Source organism: Acinetobacter colistiniresistens, from assembly GCF_024582815.1.
GTDB lineage: Bacteria > Pseudomonadota > Gammaproteobacteria > Pseudomonadales > Moraxellaceae > Acinetobacter.
The window spans coordinates 1027312-1047653 of the sequence record NZ_CP102099.1; the positions used below are offsets into that span (position 1 = coordinate 1027312).

Below are 20342 nucleotides of genomic sequence, written 5' to 3' on the forward strand. Positions count from 1 at the left end.
TTTATTTACTGGATCTGATTAATCAAATGCTCAATACCGTCCTTTTCTTTAGGTGGCGGCGGGGTCTGAGTTTTTGAGTTTGACCCCATTGCTGGTGGTTGTTTTTTAGCAGGCTCAATTGGTTGTTCGTCAGGCGTTGCTGGTGTTCCAGGTAAGTCTGAAAAGTCATTTTGTACAGAACGTGTTGGTGCTGGTGGTGCAGGGCGATAAAGTGGACGAGCCAATGGCGGAGAGGCGCGATATTCCTTTTTATCTTCGCTTTGCTGGATTTGCAACTTATCACGAGAGATTGGATCTTTGGCATCTTTATCCAGACGAACCCATGCGGATGGTGTGTCTTTTAAAGACTGACCCATAAAGTTGGTCCAGATTGGAAGTGCAGCAACGCCACCATATTCACGACGGCCCAAGGTACGTGGTTGATCAAAACCGACCCAAGCAATCGCAACTAAGTTACCATTAAAGCCTGCGAACCATGCATCTTTGGCATCATTGGTGGTTCCTGTCTTACCGCCTAAGTCATCACGGCCAATTTTCAATGCTGCCCGACCCGTACCATGCTGGATTACATCACGCAAGATGTTGGCCATGTCATAGGCTGAGCTTGATTTTAAAATGCGTTGTGCTTGACGGTAATCGCTATTGGTTTTGGTTGCCTGTGTTGTATCCGCTGCCACCAGTTGTGCCTCAGAAGCAGCACCATCTTGATCTAGGCTTTGATTGGTGATGTCTGTGACCTGATCTTTGGATTTATTTTTATCTTTGTCTGTTTCTGCAGTTTGCTGTTCTGTATTGGTATTTGGATTGCTAATACATGGAATACATGCATATTCAGGCTTCGCTTCATAAATCACTTTGCCTGAAGCATCTTCAATACGTTTAATAAAGTGTGGCTGAATACGATAACCACCATTCGCAAAAGTGGCATAGCCTGTTGCCATTTGTACAGGGAGTACCTGAGGTGTTCCCAAAGCAATGGTATAGTTACGCGGGATTTGGTCTTCTTGTAAACCAAAATCCATAAACAATTGACGCGTACGTTCGATCCCGACATTTTGTAATAAACGCACAGACACCGTATTTCGAGATAAATAAAGCGCACGGCGTAGAGGAATCATGCCAAGGTAGCGGCCATCCGAGTTTCTTGGAGACCATTTACCAATGGTAATCGGGCTGTCATTGACCATGCTATACGGGGTCATGCCACGCTCTAGTGCCAATGCATACACAAAGGGTTTAATGGTTGAACCAGGCTGTCTCCAGCCTTGTATTGCGCGGTTGAATTTAGATTGATAAAAGTTATAGCCGCCTACAACAGCTTCAATCGCGCCATCATTTGGGTTGATGGCAATGAGCTGCCCCTGGACTTTAGGAACCTGAACCAGTGACCAAACGGTTTTGCCTTCATTTGGACGTAGGCGAATGATATCTTTGACTTTAACAATCTGAGAGGCATTCGATGGCGCACCGCCGACACTATTTGCATTGCGGTAAGGGCGCACCCATGACATCCCTGACCAGTTCACCGTCACGGTTGAGCCATCTTGCATTAAGGCATCAAAAGAATTGTTATTGACCTTGATCACTTGTGCAGGATAGGTATTGGCATAAGCAATAAATTGCTTCAAGGGTTTATCATGAGCCTCAGGACCACGCCAGCCATGACGACGATCGTAGGCTTCCAAACCATCTTGAATTGCTTGCTCAGCATAACGCTGGCGTTTGCTGTCAATGGTAGTGTAAACCTTATAACCTGAATCGACGGCTTGTTCGCCAAAATGTTCGACCAGTTCTGAACGGACCATTTCACCGACATAGGGGAAGACATTGCTGACGGAACGATCAACCATATTTAAATTGATTGGTTCTGCGACTGCTTGCTGGTATTGGTTTTGGTTGATATAGCCCAGCTGTAGCATGCGACCTAAAATCCAGTTGCGGCGTTCTAGCGCTCGCTCTGGATTAACCACAGGATTATATTTTGAAGGTGCTTTAGGAAGGCCCGCGATCATGGCCATTTGTGCGGTGGTCAGTTCATTCAGGTTTTTGTTGTAATAGACCCGTGCAGCTGCCGCAATTCCATAGGCATTTTTACCTAAGAAAATTTTATTGACGTAAGCGGTCAGAATTTCCTGTTTTGTTAAGTTTTGCTCGATTTTACGTGCTAGAAACACTTCGGTTAGTTTGCGTCGAAGGGTTCGGTCTGGACTTAAATAATAGTTTTTCGCCACCTGCATGGTAATGGTCGAGCCCCCAGTTTGGACATCAGACCCAGTAACAGATTCAGTAAGTGCTCGCCCAAGCCCTTTAAAACTAATCCCATTATGTTCAAAAAAAGAAGAATCCTCGGCTGCGAGAAAATCATGAATAAAGGTTGGCGGGATCTGTTCATACTTAACAGGAATGGATAATTTCCCACCATATTCTGCAATCAGCTGGTTATCCGTCGTATAGACTTGCAATGGTTTTAATAACGGCGCCTTTTTGAGTGAACTCATATCTGGCAGCGAAGGTGCAAGATAGAGATACATGCCATAAAATCCCATTGGAAGTGAGACTAAGATAATAATAACGATCAAAAAAAATGGGCGAACAATACCAGAACTGGATAGCTTTTTCATAATAAGTAAGTTTTAATAAGAGCGAATGGCAAACTAATTGTGGTCAGTATATCCTTTAGACATGCGGATTGTTAGATGAGTTATTGTATCCGTATCAATTAAAGACCAAAACTAAATTAGTATGTTGTATTTTTTGGGGATAAAAAAATAATAGGAAAGTACTGTGCTCAGGTTATATCGTAAACCAAATAAGGGGTTAGTGGGTGTCGATATTAGTTCGACAACTGTTAAGTTATTGGAGCTCTCTGTAAAGAACGGTAGATATTGGGTTGAAAGCTATGCAGTGATGCCATTGCCTGAAAGCAGTGTCGTGGAAAAAAGCATATTGAATCCAGAGGCGGTAGGGGATGCGCTTGAGAGAGTAGTTAACCTTGCAAATCCTCACACCACCAATGTCGCTATAGCCGTGCCGACATCTATGGTGATCAACAAGATCATTGAAATGGATGCGGATATGTCTGATGAAGAACGAGAAGTTCAGATTCGGATGGATGCTGAGCAATATATCCCGTTTCCATTAGATGAAGTCAGTCTTGATTTTGAGGTTTTATCTGATCGTCTGGCGAATCAGAATCGGGTCAATGTACTCTTGGTCGCGACTCGTACCGAGAATGTCGACACACGCGTAGAAGTACTTGAACTTGCCGGTTTAACTGCCAAAATTGCTGAAGTTGAAAGCTACGCGATGGAGCGAGCGTTTAGTGTATTTGCTGATACCTTGCCAATGGGGGCGAATACTGTCGGTATTTTAGATATTGGCCATACCATGACCACGTTGTCTGTGATGCAAAAAGGCAAGATTATCTATACCCGTGAGCAAGTGTTTGGTGGTCGTCAGCTGACACAGGATGTTCAGACCCGTTATGGCCTTTCTTTTGAAGAGGCAGGTCGTGCCAAGAAAGAGCGCACTTTGCCTGATGATTATGATACCGAAGTGCTTGAACCGTTCTTGGATGCTGTGGTTCAACAAGCAGCACGTTCACTGCAATTCTTCTTTTCATCGTCTCAATTTAATGAAATTGATCATATCCTGTTGGCGGGTGGAAATGCCAATATTCCAGGTCTAGCCAAGCTATTACAGCAAAAACTCGGTTACCGCGTCACGATTGCCAATCCATTTCTACAAATGGGTTTCTCTCCCCAAATTGATATTAAAAAAATTGAAAACGATGCGTCTTCTTTGATGGTCGCATGTGGTTTGGCATTGAGGAGTTTTGATTAATGGCAAAGATTAACTTACTCCCTTGGCGTGACGAGCTAAGAGAACAAAAAAAGAAACAGTTTATTGTCTTTTGTGTTGGGGTTGCTGCATTGGGGGTCGCATCGGTTTTTTCAGGATGGGTGTATTTTGATCATAAATTGAGTGATCAAGAGCAAGCCAATCAGTTGATTGTGAGTACCAATCAGAATTTGGATACGCAATTGAAAGCATTGGATGGCTTGCAGGAACGCCGTAATGCCATTATTGAAAGGATGAAGTTGATTCAAGGCTTACAAGGTCAACGTCCAGTTACGGTGCGTTTGGTGGATGAGTTGGTACGTGTCACGCCACCCACCATGTATTTGACCAAGTTTAGCCGTACTGGTGATAAGTTTAGCATTGAAGGAAAAGCGGAAAGTCCAAATACCGTGGCGGAACTGTTGCGTAATCTGGAAGCTTCTCCGTGGTACCGAAATGCCTTCATGAACTCATTCCTCGCTGTGGATGAAAACAAGAATAAAGATAAAACAGCCAGTTCTTTGGTGCCTCGGGTTGAGGAGAATTATGGCAGTTTTGTCGTCACTGTAGATTTGGGTGAGCTTGGTACAACGGCTGAGGCTGCACCAACCTCAGAACCAGCGGCATCAGGGGTAGTCGGGGTAGCAAAATGAGCCTAGATAAATCAGAGGATCTGAATCAAGATACCGTTGTTACCAAGAAAAAGAAAATGACGGTAGATCAATTTTTCCAGCAATTCAATACGCTGGATATGAATAATTATGGTAGTTGGCCATTATCCGTCAAAATTACTTGCTGGATTTTTATTTTCTTGGCTGTTGCTGCGCTGGGTTATTTTTTGGTGATTAAGTCTCAGTTGGAGTCGATTGATAATGAACAAGCCAAAGAGCAAAGTTTATTAAATGAGTTTAAAGAAAAAGACTCAAAGCTACGTAACTTGCAGCAATACCAAGTACAGCTTCAGGAAATGGAAGCCAATTTTAATCAACAGTTAGAACAGCTGCCAAAAGAAACGGAAATTCCAAGTCTGGTTGAAGATATTAACTTGACAGGGGTGAACTCTGGACTGAAATTTAAAAATATCCGTTTAGAGAATGAGGTCAAGCAAGAGTTCTTTATTGAGCAGCCAATCAGTATTGATGCGACAGGGGATTATCATGCTTTTGGCTCATTTGTAACGGGTATTGCTGCTTTACCGCGTATTGTAACTTTGCATGACTTTACTGTTGAAGCAAAAGAAGATACACAGAAAAAATCTGATATTCCTGTGGTGAATTATACGGTTAAGGCAAAAACCTATCGTTATGTTGGCACGGATGATCAAGCTAATAATGCTGCGGGGACACCAGCCGCTCAAACAGCAACTACTCCACCTGCACAAGGAGGAAAATAGTAGTGAATAACTATAAATTATTACTTGGCTTTTTAATTGGGGTAAGCCTTGTCGGTTGTGATTCTCGTATTGATGCAGTCAATCAAAAGATGGCAGAAATTCGTAATCAGCCGCCGCTGCCGATTGAGCCTGCACCGGTATTTACGCCTGTGCCTTTATTTAATTATTCAGCCCATCAGTTGAAAAGCCCATTTATGCCGAGCTCGCTGGCTGCTGAATTAAAGATTATGGCCGGTAAACGTGTTTATCCGAACTTTAACCGCCAGCCACAGCCACTCGAAGCTTATGCACTGGAGTCGCTGAATATGAAAGGCAGTATGCGTGGTAAAAGCAATGACACCATTGCGCTGATCCAAACACCAGATGGTCAGATTGAACGTGTACAAGTCGGCAGTTATTTGGGGATGAATCAGGGACGTATTATTAAAATTAGTCCAACCCAAATTGATTTGGTGGAAATTGTACCTGATGGACGAGAAGGTTATGTCGAAAGACCTCGCACACTCGTTCTAATTGGGCCAGCGCCGTAAGATTAAGGGAATAACAATGAAAAAACAGTTTAAAGATTCTTTATTTGGGGAAGCGAAGACCATGAATCATGCATTCCGTCAATTTTCTATGGCTGCTGTTGCGATTGCGGTGATGCAAGTGGCATCAGCACAAGTCAGCATGACCAATATCGTACCAATGAGCTTGGCCGATCAAGGCACAGAAATTCGTGTGATGTTTGATGGTCTACCTCCACAGCCGCAAGCTTATCAACTCGAGCAGCCTGCTCGTTTGATTCTGGATTTTGATAAAGCGCAACAGAGTTTAAAACAAAATTCAATTCCCGTATCTACAGCTGAAGCCAGTTCAGTGGAAGTTGCATCAGATGACCAACGTGCTCGTGTGATTGTGAATTTAAAAGATGCAGGTGCATTTACGACCCGTGTTGAGGGAAATACCTTTGTTCTCAAAATTAATTCTGCAAAGCCTACTGTGAATGCAGCATCGGTTGTTACACGTCAGCTACAACAGGGGGTTTCAAATATTGGTTTCCAGCGAGGAAGCCAAGGTGAAGGTTTGGTCGTCATTGATTTGTTGGGAAATAATACGCCTGTCGATGTACAGCAGCAAGGGAGTAAAATTGTTGTCCGAACCATGGGGAATAAGATCCCAACCCATTTGGCACGTCGTTTAAATACCAATGATTTTGCCACTCCGGTCGCGAGTGTGGATGCTTATAACGACAAGGGGAATGGTGTGATTACCATTCAATCTGCAGGGAGCTATGAATATATGGCTTATCAGGCAGAGAATAAATTGACTATTAGTTTGAAACGTCCTGTAGACAACTCTCCAACCAAAGCCAAGGCACAAACCTATACGGGGAATAAGATTTCTCTGGATTTCCAAGATATTGAAGTGCGTCGAGTATTGCAGTTATTGGCCGACTTTACCGGCATCAATATGGTGGCAGCCGATACGGTACAGGGTAATATTACCTTACGCCTCAAAGATGTACCTTGGGATCAGGCACTTGATATTGTATTAAAGACCAAAAATCTGGATAAGCGCCGTAATGGTAATGTGATCTGGATTGCGCCTGTTTCTGAACTGATTAAAGCAGAAGAGGAAGAAGCCAAAGCCGTTGCACAGAGTGTAAAATTGGCACCGTTACAAACCGAATATATTAAATTAAATTATGCCAAAGCGACGGATCTTGAAAAACTGATTACACAAGGAAAAAATGTAAATAATAACAGTAGTAGTCCTTCTTCAGGCTCTGTCAGTAACGATACTTTGACAGGTGGATTACTGAGTCCACGAGGAACCATTTCCGTTGATCCTCGAACCAATACGCTTATTGTGAACGATACTTCTCAAAAAATTGATCAAATCCGCAAAATGGTTGATTTGCTCGATGTGTCGGTTAAACAGGTGATGATTGAGGCACGCATTGTCAGCGCCAGTACAGATTTCACCAAAGAAATGGGAGTGAAGTGGGGGATTCTGTCTCAAGGGATTACCAAAAATAATGACCTGTTGGTGGGTGGTAGTGATACAACTTTATGGAACTTAAGAAAGCCTGAGAAAGATAGCGATACGGGGGGCTGGAAATATGAAATTGAACGTCCGGATAACCTGAATGTCGATTTGGGTGCGGTAACTCCTGGTGCAAGCCGTATTGCTTTCGGTTTAATTAGCTTGTCTGATTTTATGTTGGACCTTGAGTTGTCTGCTGTGCAAGCAGATGGTTATGGGGAAGTGATTTCGACGCCAAAAGTGATGACTGCGGATAAGCAACCAGCAAAAATTGAATCAGGTAAGAAAATTCCTTATACCTCTTCTACGGGAGGCGGTGCCAATGCTGTACCTAAAACCGAATTTATTGATGCAACACTCAGCCTTGATGTCACACCAAGTATTACCCCAGATGGTAAGGTAATGATGAAGCTGAACATTACCAAAGATTCACAAAGTACACCAACACCAACGGGCCAGTTGACAATTAATAAAAACCAGATTGATACCAATGTTCTGGTGGATAATGGAGAAACAGTAGTTCTAGGTGGTATTTTTGAACAGGAAAATGTCAGTTCACAGGTGAAAGTGCCTTTCCTGGGTGATCTGCCATACGTGGGGCGCTTATTCCGTCGTGACCTTAAAACGGATAATAAACGAGAGTTACTTATTTTTGTGACACCGAGAATTGTTAATGACACTTTGACCAGAAATCATTAATATATTTTCAATAATCGCAATGAATATAGGTGGCGCGTTGCCAAGCAAAGCGTTTGAAACCCTGCCAAATATCTATTTGGTAGGGCCAATGGGGGCAGGAAAAACAACAGTAGGTCGGCATTTAGCAGAATTGTTAGGTCGTGATTTTATCGATAGTGATCACGAAATTGAGCGCAAAACCGGTGCGACCATTCCATGGATTTTTGAAAAAGAAGGGGAAGTTGGATTTCGTTTACGTGAAACCAATGTATTAAATGATCTCACCTCCCGTTCTTTGTTGGTATTGGCGACAGGTGGTGGTGCGATTACACAATCCAAAAATCGTGAATTCTTAAAACAGCGTGGTATCGTTGTTTATCTCTATACACCTGTAGAACTGCAATTACAGCGGACCTATCGCGATAAGAATCGCCCATTATTACAAGTCGAAAATCCAGAGCAAAAATTACGTGATTTACTGGCCATACGCGATCCTTTGTATCGTGAAGTTGCGCATCATGTCATTGAAACAAATCAAGGGGCAGCGCGAGATCTGGCACAACGTATTTTGCACGTTATTTTATCGAAACAAGTTAAATAGTCTTTGGTTGGTCTAAGTTTATGCAAACGTTACATGTTGAGTTAGGTGATCGTCGTTATCCGATTTTTATTGGTAGTCATTTAGATCCAAAAACATTACTTGAACCCTATCTGCATGGACGTCAGGTGATGCTGGTTTCGAATACAACGGTAGCGCCTTTATACCTACAGCATTATGCCGATGCTTTGGCTCAGTTGGATAAACAAGTTGCACAGTGCATTTTGCCAGATGGCGAAAAATATAAAGACATTCAGCATCTGAATCTCATTTTTGATGCGTTACTGGAAGCTGGGTTTAATCGCGATTGTACCGTACTCGCATTGGGAGGCGGTGTTATTGGTGATATGGCAGGCTTTGCCTCTGCCTGTTTCCAGCGAGGTGTATATTTTGTACAAGTGCCGACGACTTTATTATCGCAAGTAGATTCGAGTGTCGGGGGGAAGACGGGCATTAATCACCCCTTGGGTAAAAATATGCTGGGTGCTTTTCAGCAACCGCAAGTGGTGCTTGCGGATATGGCTCAACTGGATACTTTGCCAGATCGTGAGCTTTCCGCAGGTTTGGCTGAAGTGATTAAATATGCCTTGCTTGGAGATATTGATTTTCTTGAATGGTTAGAGCAGAACATGGATGCTTTACTTACTCGAAATCCAGATTTGTTGGCGGAAGCGGTTTATCGTTCATGTGCGCACAAAGCACGTATTGTCGCGAATGACGAAAAAGAACAAGGTGAACGTGCATTGCTCAATCTTGGACATACTTTTGGGCATGCGATTGAATCTTACCTCGGTTATGGGACATGGTTACATGGAGAGGCTGTTGCCACAGGAATGGTGATGGCTGCAGATTTGTCACAGCGTTTGGGCTGGATTTCAGTTGAAGCATTACAACGTACAAAAAATATCATTCAACGCGCTCATTTACCGATATCATGTCCGCAAATTCCATTAGATGAATTCTTGGCTTATATGTCGCACGATAAAAAAGTTTTAAATGGTCAATTACGTCTGGTTCTGTTGAAGGAGTTGGGGCAAGCGACGATTACCAAAGACTTTGATATTGAGCTGATGAAACAATCTATTCTTGCAAATCAAACTGCATAATTAATCATTTGGGAAAAGCATGGCTGTATCACGATCAATTTGGCAAAATATTCAACAGTATAGCTGGCTCGTTTTTGCGCTAGCGTGTTTAATTGCTGCATTGATATTCTGGGGTGTTACAGATAGTAATGCGCTGGTCAAAGAGGCGCAGCCAGTTGAAACGGATGCACAAATTCAAATTCAGCCAGAAAAAGTAGCGGCAACCACGCATCTTGGTGCACTTTCCGATGAAGTAAAACCATTGGACTTAACCACGCGTGTTGTGGTGTCTAGTGAGCATGCACCTGAATTTCGTGGAACTAAGTTTATCAAAGAAAATCAACGCCAATGGACGATGGAAATTTTCCGTAGTTCGGATGAGGCGATTGTGAAAAACTTTTTGCTCAATCGTGAAGACCGCAGAAAATTTGTATATTTCCGTTTAAGTGGCGAAGATCAGGCTGAACAATACGTTTTAGCTTATGGAGTATTTGCCAGTGCAGAAGACGCTAACCGTCAATTGTCGCAGTTGAATTTAGCATTACCTGAATCAATTCACCCTACAGCACATCAATTATCAAGCTATGCAGCTTTGGTAAATGACTTGGGTTCTGATGAAATGAAGTCTGCGACCAATCAGCTATATGCGGTACAGTTAAGACCCGCAGCATTGCCACGTGTAGATGAAAGTCTGCTGATCGGCAGTGGTTCACAATCTACAAGTACGCCGCGGACAACAGACACATCCTCCACAGTAAAAACGACAGTGACTCAGCGTGATGCACAGGGCAATGTGGTGAATGTCAAGCAAAGCCAATCGGCGCCTAAACCCCCTGCAACTACTGAGAAAATAAAAGAAAATTCAGATGCTCCAAAAAGAGAAGTGAGTGATCCATTTAATTAAAATTGCACCATTATGGTTCAAAGATGTTTCCTTTTATAGCATCATGAGATCTTTTGGTGCATTTTTGTGCGCAAAAATGAGCCCTTAACGCTAAATATTCTGATGTTATTTTAACTTTTTTAATGATTTAGTAAAAACATGCCTATATGGCATGTTTTTTGCTTTTTTGTGGTGCTAATTTGTCTGCTCATTACTCCTTTTGGTACTAAATGATTCATTAGTTTAGTGAAATGGAAAGTTTTTGTGCTTTACAAACATTTGTGAGGGTGTAATAACTGAAAACACTTTATATGGCGAATTGCGCTGCGTCTGGGACAAGAAAGGCGTATATTGCAAATCCGCCATGAAAAATGTTTTCGCGAAGCATTGAACTTTATATGAGTTGCTCGGCAATATCGCAGAAAATGAATTGATTGTTTGTTGCTCGAAAGAGCCATGTTAAAGAAGGGTACGCTATGCACATGCCATCGCCTAATACTGTAGCTCCCGCTCAAGGTTTATATCAGCCTGACGAGTTTAAGGATAACTGTGGTTTTGGTCTGATTGCCCATATGAAGGGTGAATCAAGCCATCATCTGGTCGAAACTGCGATTCACAGTTTAAGTTGCATGACGCACCGTGGAGGTATTGCCGCGGATGGTAAGACAGGAGATGGTTGCGGATTGTTATTGGCGATGCCGAAACAGTTTTTCCGTGAAGAAGCGCAGAAACTCGGGAGTAACCTGACAGAGATTTTTGCTGCAGGAACTGTATTCCTAAACATCGATCCTGCTTTAGCGCAAAATGCCAAAAACATTTTGAATAAAGAAATTGCTGCCGAAGGCTTAACTGTTGCAGCATGGCGTGTTGTACCGACAAATAATGACGCCTTGGGTGAGATTGCATTACAATCATTGCCTGCATTTGAACAAATTCTAGTGAACTGCCCAATGGGCTTAACTGAGGTTGAGTTTAACCGTAAACTCTTCTTGGCGCGCCGTCGTGCAGAACAACAATTACAAAATGACCCACTTTTCTATGTGACCACATTAGCCACAACAGTGATCAGCTATAAAGGTTTGATGATGCCAGCTGCGATTGCTGACTTCTATACTGACTTGGCGGATGCACGTTTAACCTCACATATTGTGGTATTCCACCAACGTTTTTCGACCAATACCTTACCACGTTGGCCGTTGGCACAGCCGTTCCGTTATTTGGCGCACAATGGTGAAATCAACACTATTACTGCAAACCGTAATTGGGCATTGGCACGTACACCAAAATTTGAAAATCCATTACTTCCAGGTTTAACTGAGTTAAATCCAATTGTGAACCGTACTGGCTCGGATTCTTCAAGCTTGGACAACATGCTTGAAATCTTGGTGGGCGGTGGTATGGACCTGTTCCGTGCGCTACGAATGCTGGTTCCACCTGCATGGCAAAACGTGGAAACTCTAGATGCAGACCTACGTGCTTTTTATGAGTTTAACTCGAAGCATATGGAAGCATGGGACGGCCCAGCAGGTCTGGTGATTCAAGATGGCCGTCATGCCATCTGTATGCTGGACCGTAATGGCTTGCGTCCAGCGCGTTGGGTGATCACCAAGAATGATTACATTACACTGGCATCAGAAATTGGTGTATGGGGCTATGAGCCTGAAGATGTGGTATCTAAAGGCCGTGTTGGTCCAGGGCAAATTCTGGTGGTTGATACCTTGACGGGCAAAGTGCTGGATACCAAAGATGTCAGCAACCATCTTAAAAATATGCGTCCTTATCGTGAATGGTTACGTGACCATGCGATCCGATTACAAGCCAACCCTCAGCTTGAAGAGCAGTTACTTGATCAGGGTTTAACGGGTGATGCCTTAAAAGTAGCGCAAAAAATGTTTATGGTGACATTTGAAGAGCGCGACCAGTTATTGCGTCCAATCGCAGAAAGTGGTCAGGAAGCAGTGGGTTCGATGGGTGACGATACGCCAATGGCAGTATTGTCTCGTCAAGTACGCCACGTGTCTGACTACTTCCGCCAGCAGTTTGCGCAAGTGACTAACCCACCAATTGACCCATTACGTGAATCAATCGTGATGTCGTTGGAAACTTGCTTAGGCCGTGAACAGAACGTGTTTGAGCAAGGCCCGGAACATGCGGATCGGATCATCATTTCAAGCCCTGTCTTATCGAATTCGAAAATGCAGCAGCTTCGTGATGTTGAAAAAGAACGTGAAGGCTATGGCGTTGTTGATATCAATTTGAACTATGCAGAAGCTGAAGGCTTGCAAGCGGCAATTGCACGGATTTGTGAAGAGTCAGCTCAAGCGGTTCGTGACGGTAAAACGTTAATTGTGCTCACGGATAAGAACCTGCGTGAAGGTTATTTACCTGCGAACTCTGCATTGGCAACTGGTGCTGTGCACCATCATTTAATTAAAACCGGTTTGCGTACCGATGCAAATATTTTAGTCGAAACAGGTTTTGCACGTGACCCACATCAATTTGCTGTGTTACTTGGTTTTGGTGCAACCGCGGTGTATCCATACTTGGCTTATGACGTAATCAATGACTTGGTTGCAAAAGGCGAACTTTTGGGTGACCCAATCCATGCACAGGCTAACTTCCGTAAAGGGATTGAGAAAGGCTTACTCAAAGTTCTCTCTAAGATGGGGATTTCGACAGTTGCTTCTTATCGCGGTGGTCAATTGTTTGAAGCGGTGGGATTATCTTCAGAAGTAGTGGATAAATGCTTCCTTGGTGTACCAAGTCGTATCCAAGGTGCGACTTTTGCTGATCTGGAAAGTGATCAGAAGAAATTGGCAAGCACGGCTTGGCAAAATCGTAAACCGATTGATCAAGGTGGCTTGCTTAAATTCGTATTTGGTAAAGAGTATCACGCGTTCAATCCAGACGTGATTAACTCATTGCATAAAGCGGTACGTTCAGGTCAATACCAAGACTTTAAAGAATATGCAGAATTAGTGAATAACCGTCCAGTTGCCACTATTCGTGATTTATTTAAGTTAAAAACCATGAATTCAATTGCAATTGATCAGGTTGAAACGATTGAAGAAATTCTGCCACGCTTTGACTCAGCAGGCATGTCTTTAGGTGCATTGTCACCAGAAGCACATGAAGCCATTGCCATTGCCATGAACACCATTGGTGGTCGTTCAAACTCAGGTGAGGGCGGTGAAGATCCTGCGCGTTATGGCACCATCCGTAACTCGAAGATCAAACAGATTGCATCGGGCCGTTTCGGTGTTACTCCAGCCTATTTAACCTCTGCTGAAGTATTGCAGATTAAAGTGGCGCAAGGTGCAAAACCAGGTGAGGGTGGTCAGTTACCAGGTGGTAAAGTGAATGGCTTAATTGCACGTTTACGTTACTCAGTGCCGGGTGTGACCTTGATTTCCCCACCACCGCACCACGATATTTACTCGATTGAAGATTTATCGCAATTGATTTTTGACTTGAAACAAGTTAATCCTGAAGCGATGGTCTCAGTAAAACTCGTATCTGAGCCGGGCGTTGGTACCATTGCGGCAGGTGTGGCAAAAGCTTATGCCGATTTCATTACCATTTCTGGTTATGATGGTGGTACAGCTGCATCACCACTGTCATCGATTCATCATGCGGGTTCGCCATGGGAGTTGGGTCTCAGCGAAGCGCATCAAGCGTTACGTGTGAATGACTTGCGTGGCAAGGTACGGGTACAAACCGATGGTGGTTTGAAAACCGGTCTAGACGTGATCAAAGCCGCGATTTTAGGTGCTGAAAGCTTTGGTTTCGGTTCAACCCCAATGATTGCGCTCGGTTGTAAATACCTGCGGATCTGTCACTTAAACAACTGTGCAACGGGTGTGGCAACACAACAGGATCACTTGCGCCAAGAACATTATATTGGCGAGCCACAAATGCTGATCAACTTCTTCAAGTTTATTGCAGAAGAAACACGTGAATGGTTAGCTGCATTGGGTGTTGCATCGCTGAAAGATTTGATCGGTCGTGTCGATTTACTTGAAGTTTTACCAGGTGAAACAGAAAAACACGCGCATCTTGATCTCAGTGCGTTATTGACGTCGCATCCTGCTGCTGAAGGTAAGGCACAATATTGCCAAGTTCAAGGCAATGCACCATTTGATAAAGGTATCTTGGCGGAGAAAATGGTGGCAGAGATGTTACCAGCAATTGAAGCAGGTTCAGGCGGCTCATTTAACTTCACCGTAGGGAACTGTGATCGTTCGATTGGTGCACGTATCTCGGGTGAGATTGCGCGTCGCTATGGCAACTTGGGGATGGAAGGCAGCCCAGTGGTGATGAACCTTGTTGGTACTGCAGGCCAATCACTTGGTGTCTGGAATGCGGGTGGTTTGCATATCAAATTGGAAGGTGATGCCAACGACTATGTCGGTAAAGGGATGGCGGGCGGTCGTGTGTCGATTTTCCCACCAAAAGGTTCACCGTTCCAGACCCAAAACACAGCGATCATTGGGAATACCTGTTTATACGGTGCAACGGGCGGTAAAGTCTTTGCTGCAGGGACTGCGGGCGAGCGTTTCGCAGTGCGTAACTCAGGTGCATTTGCGGTGATTGAAGGTGCGGGCGACCACTGTTGTGAATATATGACAGGTGGTGTCGTGACAGTATTGGGTAAAGTGGGTCATAACTTTGGGGCAGGCATGACCGGTGGTTTCGCCTATGTGCTTGACCTTGATAATGACTTTGTCGATTACTACAACCATGAGTTGATTGATTTGAATCGTATTTCTACAGAAGCGATGGAAGATCATAAAGAGAACTTACTACGTATTCTCGATGAGCACATCAAGGAAACAGGTAGCGCTTGGGCCTACAAAATCCGTAATGAGTTCGACTTCTATAGTCGTAAATTCTGGCTGGTAAAACCGAAAGCTGCTAATTTACAATCGCTTTTGAAAACGACTCAAGCTGATCCACAATAATTCCACGACTGCAAAGACATAGGCAGGTGCAGCGGTGAAGGACATCACTGCGCCTACCCACGGAGAGAGACATGGCAGAGCGCCTTAATAATGACTTTCAATTTCTGGATGTAGCACGCCAAGATCCAGAGAAAAAAGATATTACTGTCCGCAAGGCAGAGTTTGTGGAAATTTATAAACCTTTTACTGCGGAAGTGGCGGCGAATCAGACCCACCGTTGTTTAGGCTGTGGTAACCCGTATTGTGAGTGGAAATGTCCAGTACATAATTACATTCCAAACTGGTTAAAGTTGATTGCGGAAGGTCAAATTTTTCAAGCCGCTGAACTTTGCCACCAAACCAATACCTTGCCAGAAGTTTGTGGTCGCGTATGCCCACAAGACCGCCTGTGCGAAGGGGCATGTACCCTGAATGATGGTTTCGGTGCTGTCACCATCGGTAATGCAGAAAAATACATCAATGACACTGCGTTCGCTTTAGGCTGGCGTCCAGATATGTCTGGCGTTAAATGGACCAATAAAAAAGTAGCCATTATTGGTGCAGGTCCTGCGGGTCTAGGTTGTGCAGATATTTTGGCACGTGGTGGGGTTAAACCTGTTGTATTTGATAAACGTCCTGAAATTGGTGGCCTACTGACCTTCGGTATTCCAGAATTTAAAATGGAAAAAGATGTGATGAAACGCCGCCGTGAAATCTTCACGGGGATGGGCATCGAATTCCGTTTAAATACTGAAATTGGTGTTGATGTCACCATTGAGCAATTACTTGCTGAGTACGATGCCGTGTTCATGGGCATGGGAACTTATACCTATATGAAAGGTGGTTTCCCTGGTGAAGATCTTGACGGTGTTTATGATGCCTTAGATTTCTTAATTGCCAACGTGAACCGTTGTCAAGGCTGGGAAAAAGATCCAAGCGAATACATCAGTGTCGATGGTAAAAAGGTGATCGTTCTAGGTGGTGGTGATACTGCCATGGACTGTAACCGTACTTCATTACGTCAAGGTGCGCATGATGTAACTTGTGCTTATCGCCGTGATGAAAGCAACATGCCGGGTTCTGCACGTGAAGTGAAGAATGCCTATGAAGAAGGGGTTAAATTCCTGTTCAACCGCCAGCCAATCGAGATTGTCGGTGAAAATGGTAAAGTAACGGGTGTTAAGGTTGTAACCACACAAATGGGTGAAGCAGACAGCCGTGGTCGTCGCAGCCCTGAACCAATTCCGGGTTCTGAAGAAATTCTACCCGCGGATGCCGTATTATTGGCCTTTGGTTTCCGTCCAAGTCCAGCAGACTGGTTCGGTGGTGCGAATGTGAGTTTAGATGGTTCAGGTCGTGTGGTCGCGGCTGAACAGCAAGAATTTAAATTCCAGACTTCGAATCCAAAAATCTTCGCAGGTGGAGATATGGTTCGTGGTTCTGACTTGGTGGTCACCGCGATCTGGGAAGGTCGTCAAGCTGCTGAAGGTATCTTGGATTATCTTGGCGTATAAACCTATTGTGCATATTTAAGTTGTTAAAAAGCCCAAGCCTCGTGCTTGGGCTTTTTTTATAGGGTTGATGATCTGCAATCTATCTGTTGTGGCCAAAGTAAATAAAAACTTTAACAAGTGTTCAATAACTTGTTATGCTATTAATGATAATAATTCTCATTTTAATTTTTACTGAGTGGATAAAATAATGACATCAAAACTCAATGATCGGCTGTAAATTGCGGCACTGTATACCAGCACCTTTCTCTGCTTGGTGGATTTGAGCAGTGTTAATCTGGCTTTAACGGCAATTCAAGCCCAATTCAATAGCCATCTTGCCGATTTACAATGGGTGATTGATAGTTATGCGTTGAGTATGTCGAGTTTGATGTTAGCAGTGGGTGCTTTAAGCCAATGGTTGGGGCGTAAACGCTTGTGGTTAGTCGGTGTCATCATCTTTATTCTGGGCTCGGTGATTTGTGCTGCTGCACCTGATTTTGGCATATTGATTATTGTGCGGGTGATTCAGGGCATTGCGGGAGCGATGCTGATTCCACTGACTTTGGCCATCATCGTACATCATTTTACCCAAGCCAATCGCAAAGCACGGGAAATTGGTAACTGGAGCTCATTCAGTGCCTTTGCCTTAATTATTGGGCCCTTGATGGGGGGATTGATGGTGCATTATTTGGGCTGGCAGAGTATTTTCTGGCTGAATCTGCCGGTTGGATTATTGGCCTTATTTTTGGGCTGGAAAGGTATTGCTGAAGATGCGAATCAGCAAAAAATCAGTTTCGATTATTTAGGGCTGATTTATAGCGTGATTGCGATTGCCACCTTAACCTATAGCATTATCATGGTTCAGCAAGCGCATTTGGGTTATTTGATTGCTTTTAGTTTCTTGATTTCAATAGTTTTTGCTCTGATTTTTATTCGACATCAAAAACATGCTTTGCATCCATTGATCCCACGGCATTTATTCCATAACCGCATTTTTTTGCGCTTTAATCTGATTTCATTTCTACTGGGATTTGCAGGCTATAGCTCCTTATTTGTGTTTGCCTTGTTTTATCAGGAACAGGTTCATTTAAGTGCGGCCCAAGCAGGTTGGTTGATCGCCCCACAATTCCTGATGCAGGCATTGGTTTCCATCGGGTTTGGTCGCTTACAGCAAAGTTATGGTGCTTTGTCATTACTTCGAATCGGTTTGCTCATTTCGGGAATGGCATTGATCGCAATGATCAGTTTCCAGAGCAATTCTTCCTATCTGCTGTTTATTGGTTTAAGTGGCATGATGGGCGCAGGCATTGGATTGATTGTACCGAGTTCCAGTACTTTGAGCTTACATACGGTATCGCAGGCTGATGCGAGTTTTGCCGCAGCAATCTTGAATATGCTGAGACAGCTTGGGCTGACTTTTGGCATCGCGGTATTGGGCACGCTGACTGCGTTTATGATCAAATGGGCGGTGACAAGCTTGCATTATCCGATGGTACAGGCACAGCTATTGGCATTTCATGTGGTGGTGGCGATCATGGGTGGACTATTCCTTGCAGCGATGTGGAGCTTAAGAAAAATTAAACAACAAGAATGTGTGGCACCGATCTCATCGACCTAGACCAGTCATCATTTTGGTAGTTTTGGCAAATTTTGTAAGCTTTTTTGCCCTGTGCATGCATTTTTTACAGCGTGATACTCGAACACAGTCTAGAAAATGATGCAGGCAATCGAGATGGCTCTTGCAAATGCGAATGTGGAAAAAACTTATTTAAATCGCCCCAGAGCTTTGGGGATTACGGTACGACGTTTGCAATTTAATCCAAACAAAATCAAACGTCATTATTTTGCCAATTCTCCGGTGATGTCACACTTACTCACGGCACTGTCGTCAACTTTCCCGATTGGAGAGCAGTATTTTGTCAATAGTGTGCGCAATTTCCGAGACAAAGTGCAAGACCCACAATTACAAGCACAGATTGCAGCATTTATTGGGCAGGAGGCGATGCACTCCAAAGCGCATACCGAGTTTAATGATGCTTGGCGACGCGAGGATTATAATCTTGATCGTTTTCAGGCGTGGCTGGCAAAACGTGATGATGTGCTGCGAAATATTCATCCGAAACTGCAGTTGGCTTTGACCTGTGCCTTTGAGCATTTTACTGCAATGCTCGGTGCTTATATTCTTAAGCATCCTGAAATTCTCAGTACCTTGGATGAGGATGCCATGAAACTGTGGGTCTGGCATGCGATTGAGGAAATTGAGCACCGTTCGGTGGCCTTTGATGTCTATCAGGCGGTGTATGGTGATGACCGTATTCGCCGTTTACTGATGCGCAGTGTGACGACGGGTTTTGCTAGCCTGACGTTGTATGCCACCACACGACTGATCTGGCAGGATAAATGGAAGAGCCTACCGAAATTGGGCGGTAATCTATTTGGCATGTATTTACTCAGTAAAATGTTGCTGCAATTGATTCCTGAATATTTATCTTATTATCAGGCCGATTTTCATCCTGCCAAACATGACTACAGTGCATTGGTGAATTACTGGAAAGCACGTATGGCCGATGAATATGGCATGGCGAGTTTTCAAGAGGAAACTGCATCTAAAATTTATAGTTAATTTCAATTCAAATCATAAAGTTTGTGCTTAGCGCGGCATTACTTCAAGCTTGCTTGAGTGATGCCTTTTATTTAAATACCCATAAAGCAACTTTAATAAATGTTACACAGCTGACAAAAATCTCATTACAATAAATTATCGCAAAAATATAAAGAAAAACTTGAGGATAAATTTTTATGAAAATTATCAAACAGACTGCACTCGCAACCGTATTGGCCAGCAGCTTGCTATTTACTGGTTGTGGCTATAATACCTTGCAGGTCAAAGACGAAGCGGTAAATGCTTCTTGGTCTGAGGTGCAGAACCAATACCAACGCCGTGCAGACCTTGTTCCAAACTTGGTGAATGTGGTGAAAGGCTACGCCAAACATGAAGAACAAGTCTTGGTCGAGGTCACTCAGGCACGTTCGAATGTCGCAGGTTTAAAAGTCGATAAAGAAGTGCTCGAAGATCCGGCACTTTTCGAGAAATACCAACAGGCGCAAAGCCAATTGACGGGCGCGCTATCTCGCTTGATCGCGGTTTCAGAAAACTATCCAGATTTAAAAGCCAATGAGCAGTTCCGTGATTTACAGGCACAGCTTGAAGGAACAGAAAACCGTATTGCAGTTGCGCGTAACCGCTATATCACCACGGTTCAGGACTACAATGGCTATGTACGTCAGTTCCCGCAAGCCCTGACCGCAAAAGTGATTGGCATGAAAACCAAAGAAAACTTTAAGGCGGAACAGTCTGCACAGCAAGCACCTACAGTTTCATTTAATTAATTGTTGAAATGATT

The 20342-nt window shown here is 43.7% G+C and carries 14 protein-coding genes; 13 read left to right on the forward strand and 1 reads right to left on the reverse strand.

Annotated elements, in window-relative coordinates:
- Positions 1–5 precede the first annotated feature (5 nt).
- Positions 6–2621, reverse strand: a complete 2616-nt coding sequence (ponA, locus tag NQU59_RS04900; protein WP_257065239.1) for a penicillin-binding protein PBP1a — start codon at positions 2619–2621, stop codon at positions 6–8.
- A gap of 163 nt (positions 2622–2784) precedes the next feature.
- Here ponA and NQU59_RS04905 point away from each other — a divergent pair, with 163 nt between their 5' ends.
- The 13 genes from NQU59_RS04905 (at position 2785) to NQU59_RS04965 (ending at position 20328) form a co-directional block, all read left to right on the forward strand.
- Positions 2785–3843: a pilus assembly protein PilM gene (locus tag NQU59_RS04905; protein ID WP_005238361.1), complete on the forward strand. Its 1059-nt coding sequence runs from the start codon at positions 2785–2787 to the stop codon at positions 3841–3843.
- Positions 3843–4493 (forward strand): PilN domain-containing protein, encoded by a 651-nt coding sequence (locus tag NQU59_RS04910; protein WP_005238362.1) that lies wholly within the window; start codon positions 3843–3845, stop codon positions 4491–4493. Before NQU59_RS04905 ends, NQU59_RS04910 begins: the two co-directional genes overlap by 1 nt.
- Positions 4490–5233, forward strand: a complete 744-nt coding sequence (locus tag NQU59_RS04915) for a type 4a pilus biogenesis protein PilO (protein WP_043973348.1) — start codon at positions 4490–4492, stop codon at positions 5231–5233. The genes NQU59_RS04910 and NQU59_RS04915 overlap by 4 nt, the downstream gene beginning before the upstream one ends.
- Positions 5234–5235: 2 nt before the next feature.
- Positions 5236–5763: a pilus assembly protein PilP gene (locus tag NQU59_RS04920; RefSeq protein ID WP_005238366.1), complete on the forward strand. Its 528-nt coding sequence runs from the start codon at positions 5236–5238 to the stop codon at positions 5761–5763.
- Between the two features lie 61 nt (positions 5764–5824).
- Positions 5825–7960, forward strand: coding sequence for a type IV pilus secretin PilQ (gene pilQ, locus NQU59_RS04925; protein WP_257066167.1), 2136 nt, complete (start codon positions 5825–5827; stop codon positions 7958–7960).
- Positions 7961–7979: 19 nt separating this feature from the next.
- Entirely contained in the window at positions 7980–8540 is a 561-nt protein-coding gene (aroK, locus tag NQU59_RS04930) for a shikimate kinase AroK (RefSeq protein WP_005238370.1), read from the forward strand.
- Between the two features lie 20 nt (positions 8541–8560).
- On the forward strand, positions 8561–9643 hold the full coding sequence (gene aroB, locus NQU59_RS04935) for a 3-dehydroquinate synthase (protein WP_257065240.1): 1083 nt from the start codon (positions 8561–8563) through the stop codon (positions 9641–9643).
- Positions 9644–9662: 19 nt separating this feature from the next.
- Positions 9663–10526, forward strand: a complete 864-nt coding sequence (locus tag NQU59_RS04940) for a hypothetical protein (RefSeq protein ID WP_043973354.1) — start codon at positions 9663–9665, stop codon at positions 10524–10526.
- 461 nt (positions 10527–10987) lie between these two features.
- Positions 10988–15466, forward strand: coding sequence for a glutamate synthase large subunit (gltB, locus tag NQU59_RS04945; RefSeq protein WP_257065241.1), 4479 nt, complete (start codon positions 10988–10990; stop codon positions 15464–15466).
- A 71-nt stretch (positions 15467–15537) separates the two neighbouring features.
- The gene (locus tag NQU59_RS04950) at positions 15538–16959 is read left to right on the forward strand and encodes an FAD-dependent oxidoreductase (RefSeq protein ID WP_005238378.1); all 1422 of its coding nucleotides are present in this window, start codon (positions 15538–15540) and stop codon (positions 16957–16959) included.
- A gap of 217 nt (positions 16960–17176) precedes the next feature.
- Entirely contained in the window at positions 17177–18556 is a 1380-nt protein-coding gene (locus NQU59_RS04955; RefSeq protein WP_257066169.1) for an MFS transporter, read from the forward strand.
- Between the two features lie 114 nt (positions 18557–18670).
- Positions 18671–19561 (forward strand): metal-dependent hydrolase, encoded by an 891-nt coding sequence (locus NQU59_RS04960; protein ID WP_257065242.1) that lies wholly within the window; start codon positions 18671–18673, stop codon positions 19559–19561.
- A 176-nt stretch (positions 19562–19737) separates the two neighbouring features.
- Positions 19738–20328 carry a LemA family protein gene (locus NQU59_RS04965; RefSeq protein ID WP_005147322.1) on the forward strand — a complete coding sequence of 197 codons (591 nt, stop codon included), beginning with the start codon at positions 19738–19740 and terminating at the stop codon, positions 20326–20328.
- Positions 20329–20342 lie beyond the last annotated feature (14 nt).

Excerpts from the sequence above, each read along its gene's own strand:
- ponA (WP_257065239.1), bottom strand. The coding sequence starts at position 2,621 with ATGAAAAAGCTATCCAGTTCTGGTATTGTTCGCCCATTTTTTTTGATC.
- NQU59_RS04910 (WP_005238362.1), top strand. The coding sequence starts at position 3,843 with ATGGCAAAGATTAACTTACTCCCTTGGCGTGACGAGCTAAGAGAACAA.
- NQU59_RS04915 (WP_043973348.1), top strand. The coding sequence starts at position 4,490 with ATGAGCCTAGATAAATCAGAGGATCTGAATCAAGATACCGTTGTTACC.
- pilQ (WP_257066167.1), top strand. The coding sequence starts at position 5,825 with ATGAATCATGCATTCCGTCAATTTTCTATGGCTGCTGTTGCGATTGCG.
- aroK (WP_005238370.1), top strand. The coding sequence starts at position 7,980 with ATGAATATAGGTGGCGCGTTGCCAAGCAAAGCGTTTGAAACCCTGCCA.
- aroB (WP_257065240.1), top strand. The coding sequence starts at position 8,561 with ATGCAAACGTTACATGTTGAGTTAGGTGATCGTCGTTATCCGATTTTT.
- NQU59_RS04940 (WP_043973354.1), top strand. The coding sequence starts at position 9,663 with ATGGCTGTATCACGATCAATTTGGCAAAATATTCAACAGTATAGCTGG.
- gltB (WP_257065241.1), top strand. The coding sequence starts at position 10,988 with ATGCCATCGCCTAATACTGTAGCTCCCGCTCAAGGTTTATATCAGCCT.
- NQU59_RS04950 (WP_005238378.1), top strand. The coding sequence starts at position 15,538 with ATGGCAGAGCGCCTTAATAATGACTTTCAATTTCTGGATGTAGCACGC.
- NQU59_RS04960 (WP_257065242.1), top strand. The coding sequence starts at position 18,671 with ATGGCTCTTGCAAATGCGAATGTGGAAAAAACTTATTTAAATCGCCCC.
- NQU59_RS04965 (WP_005147322.1), top strand. The coding sequence starts at position 19,738 with ATGAAAATTATCAAACAGACTGCACTCGCAACCGTATTGGCCAGCAGC.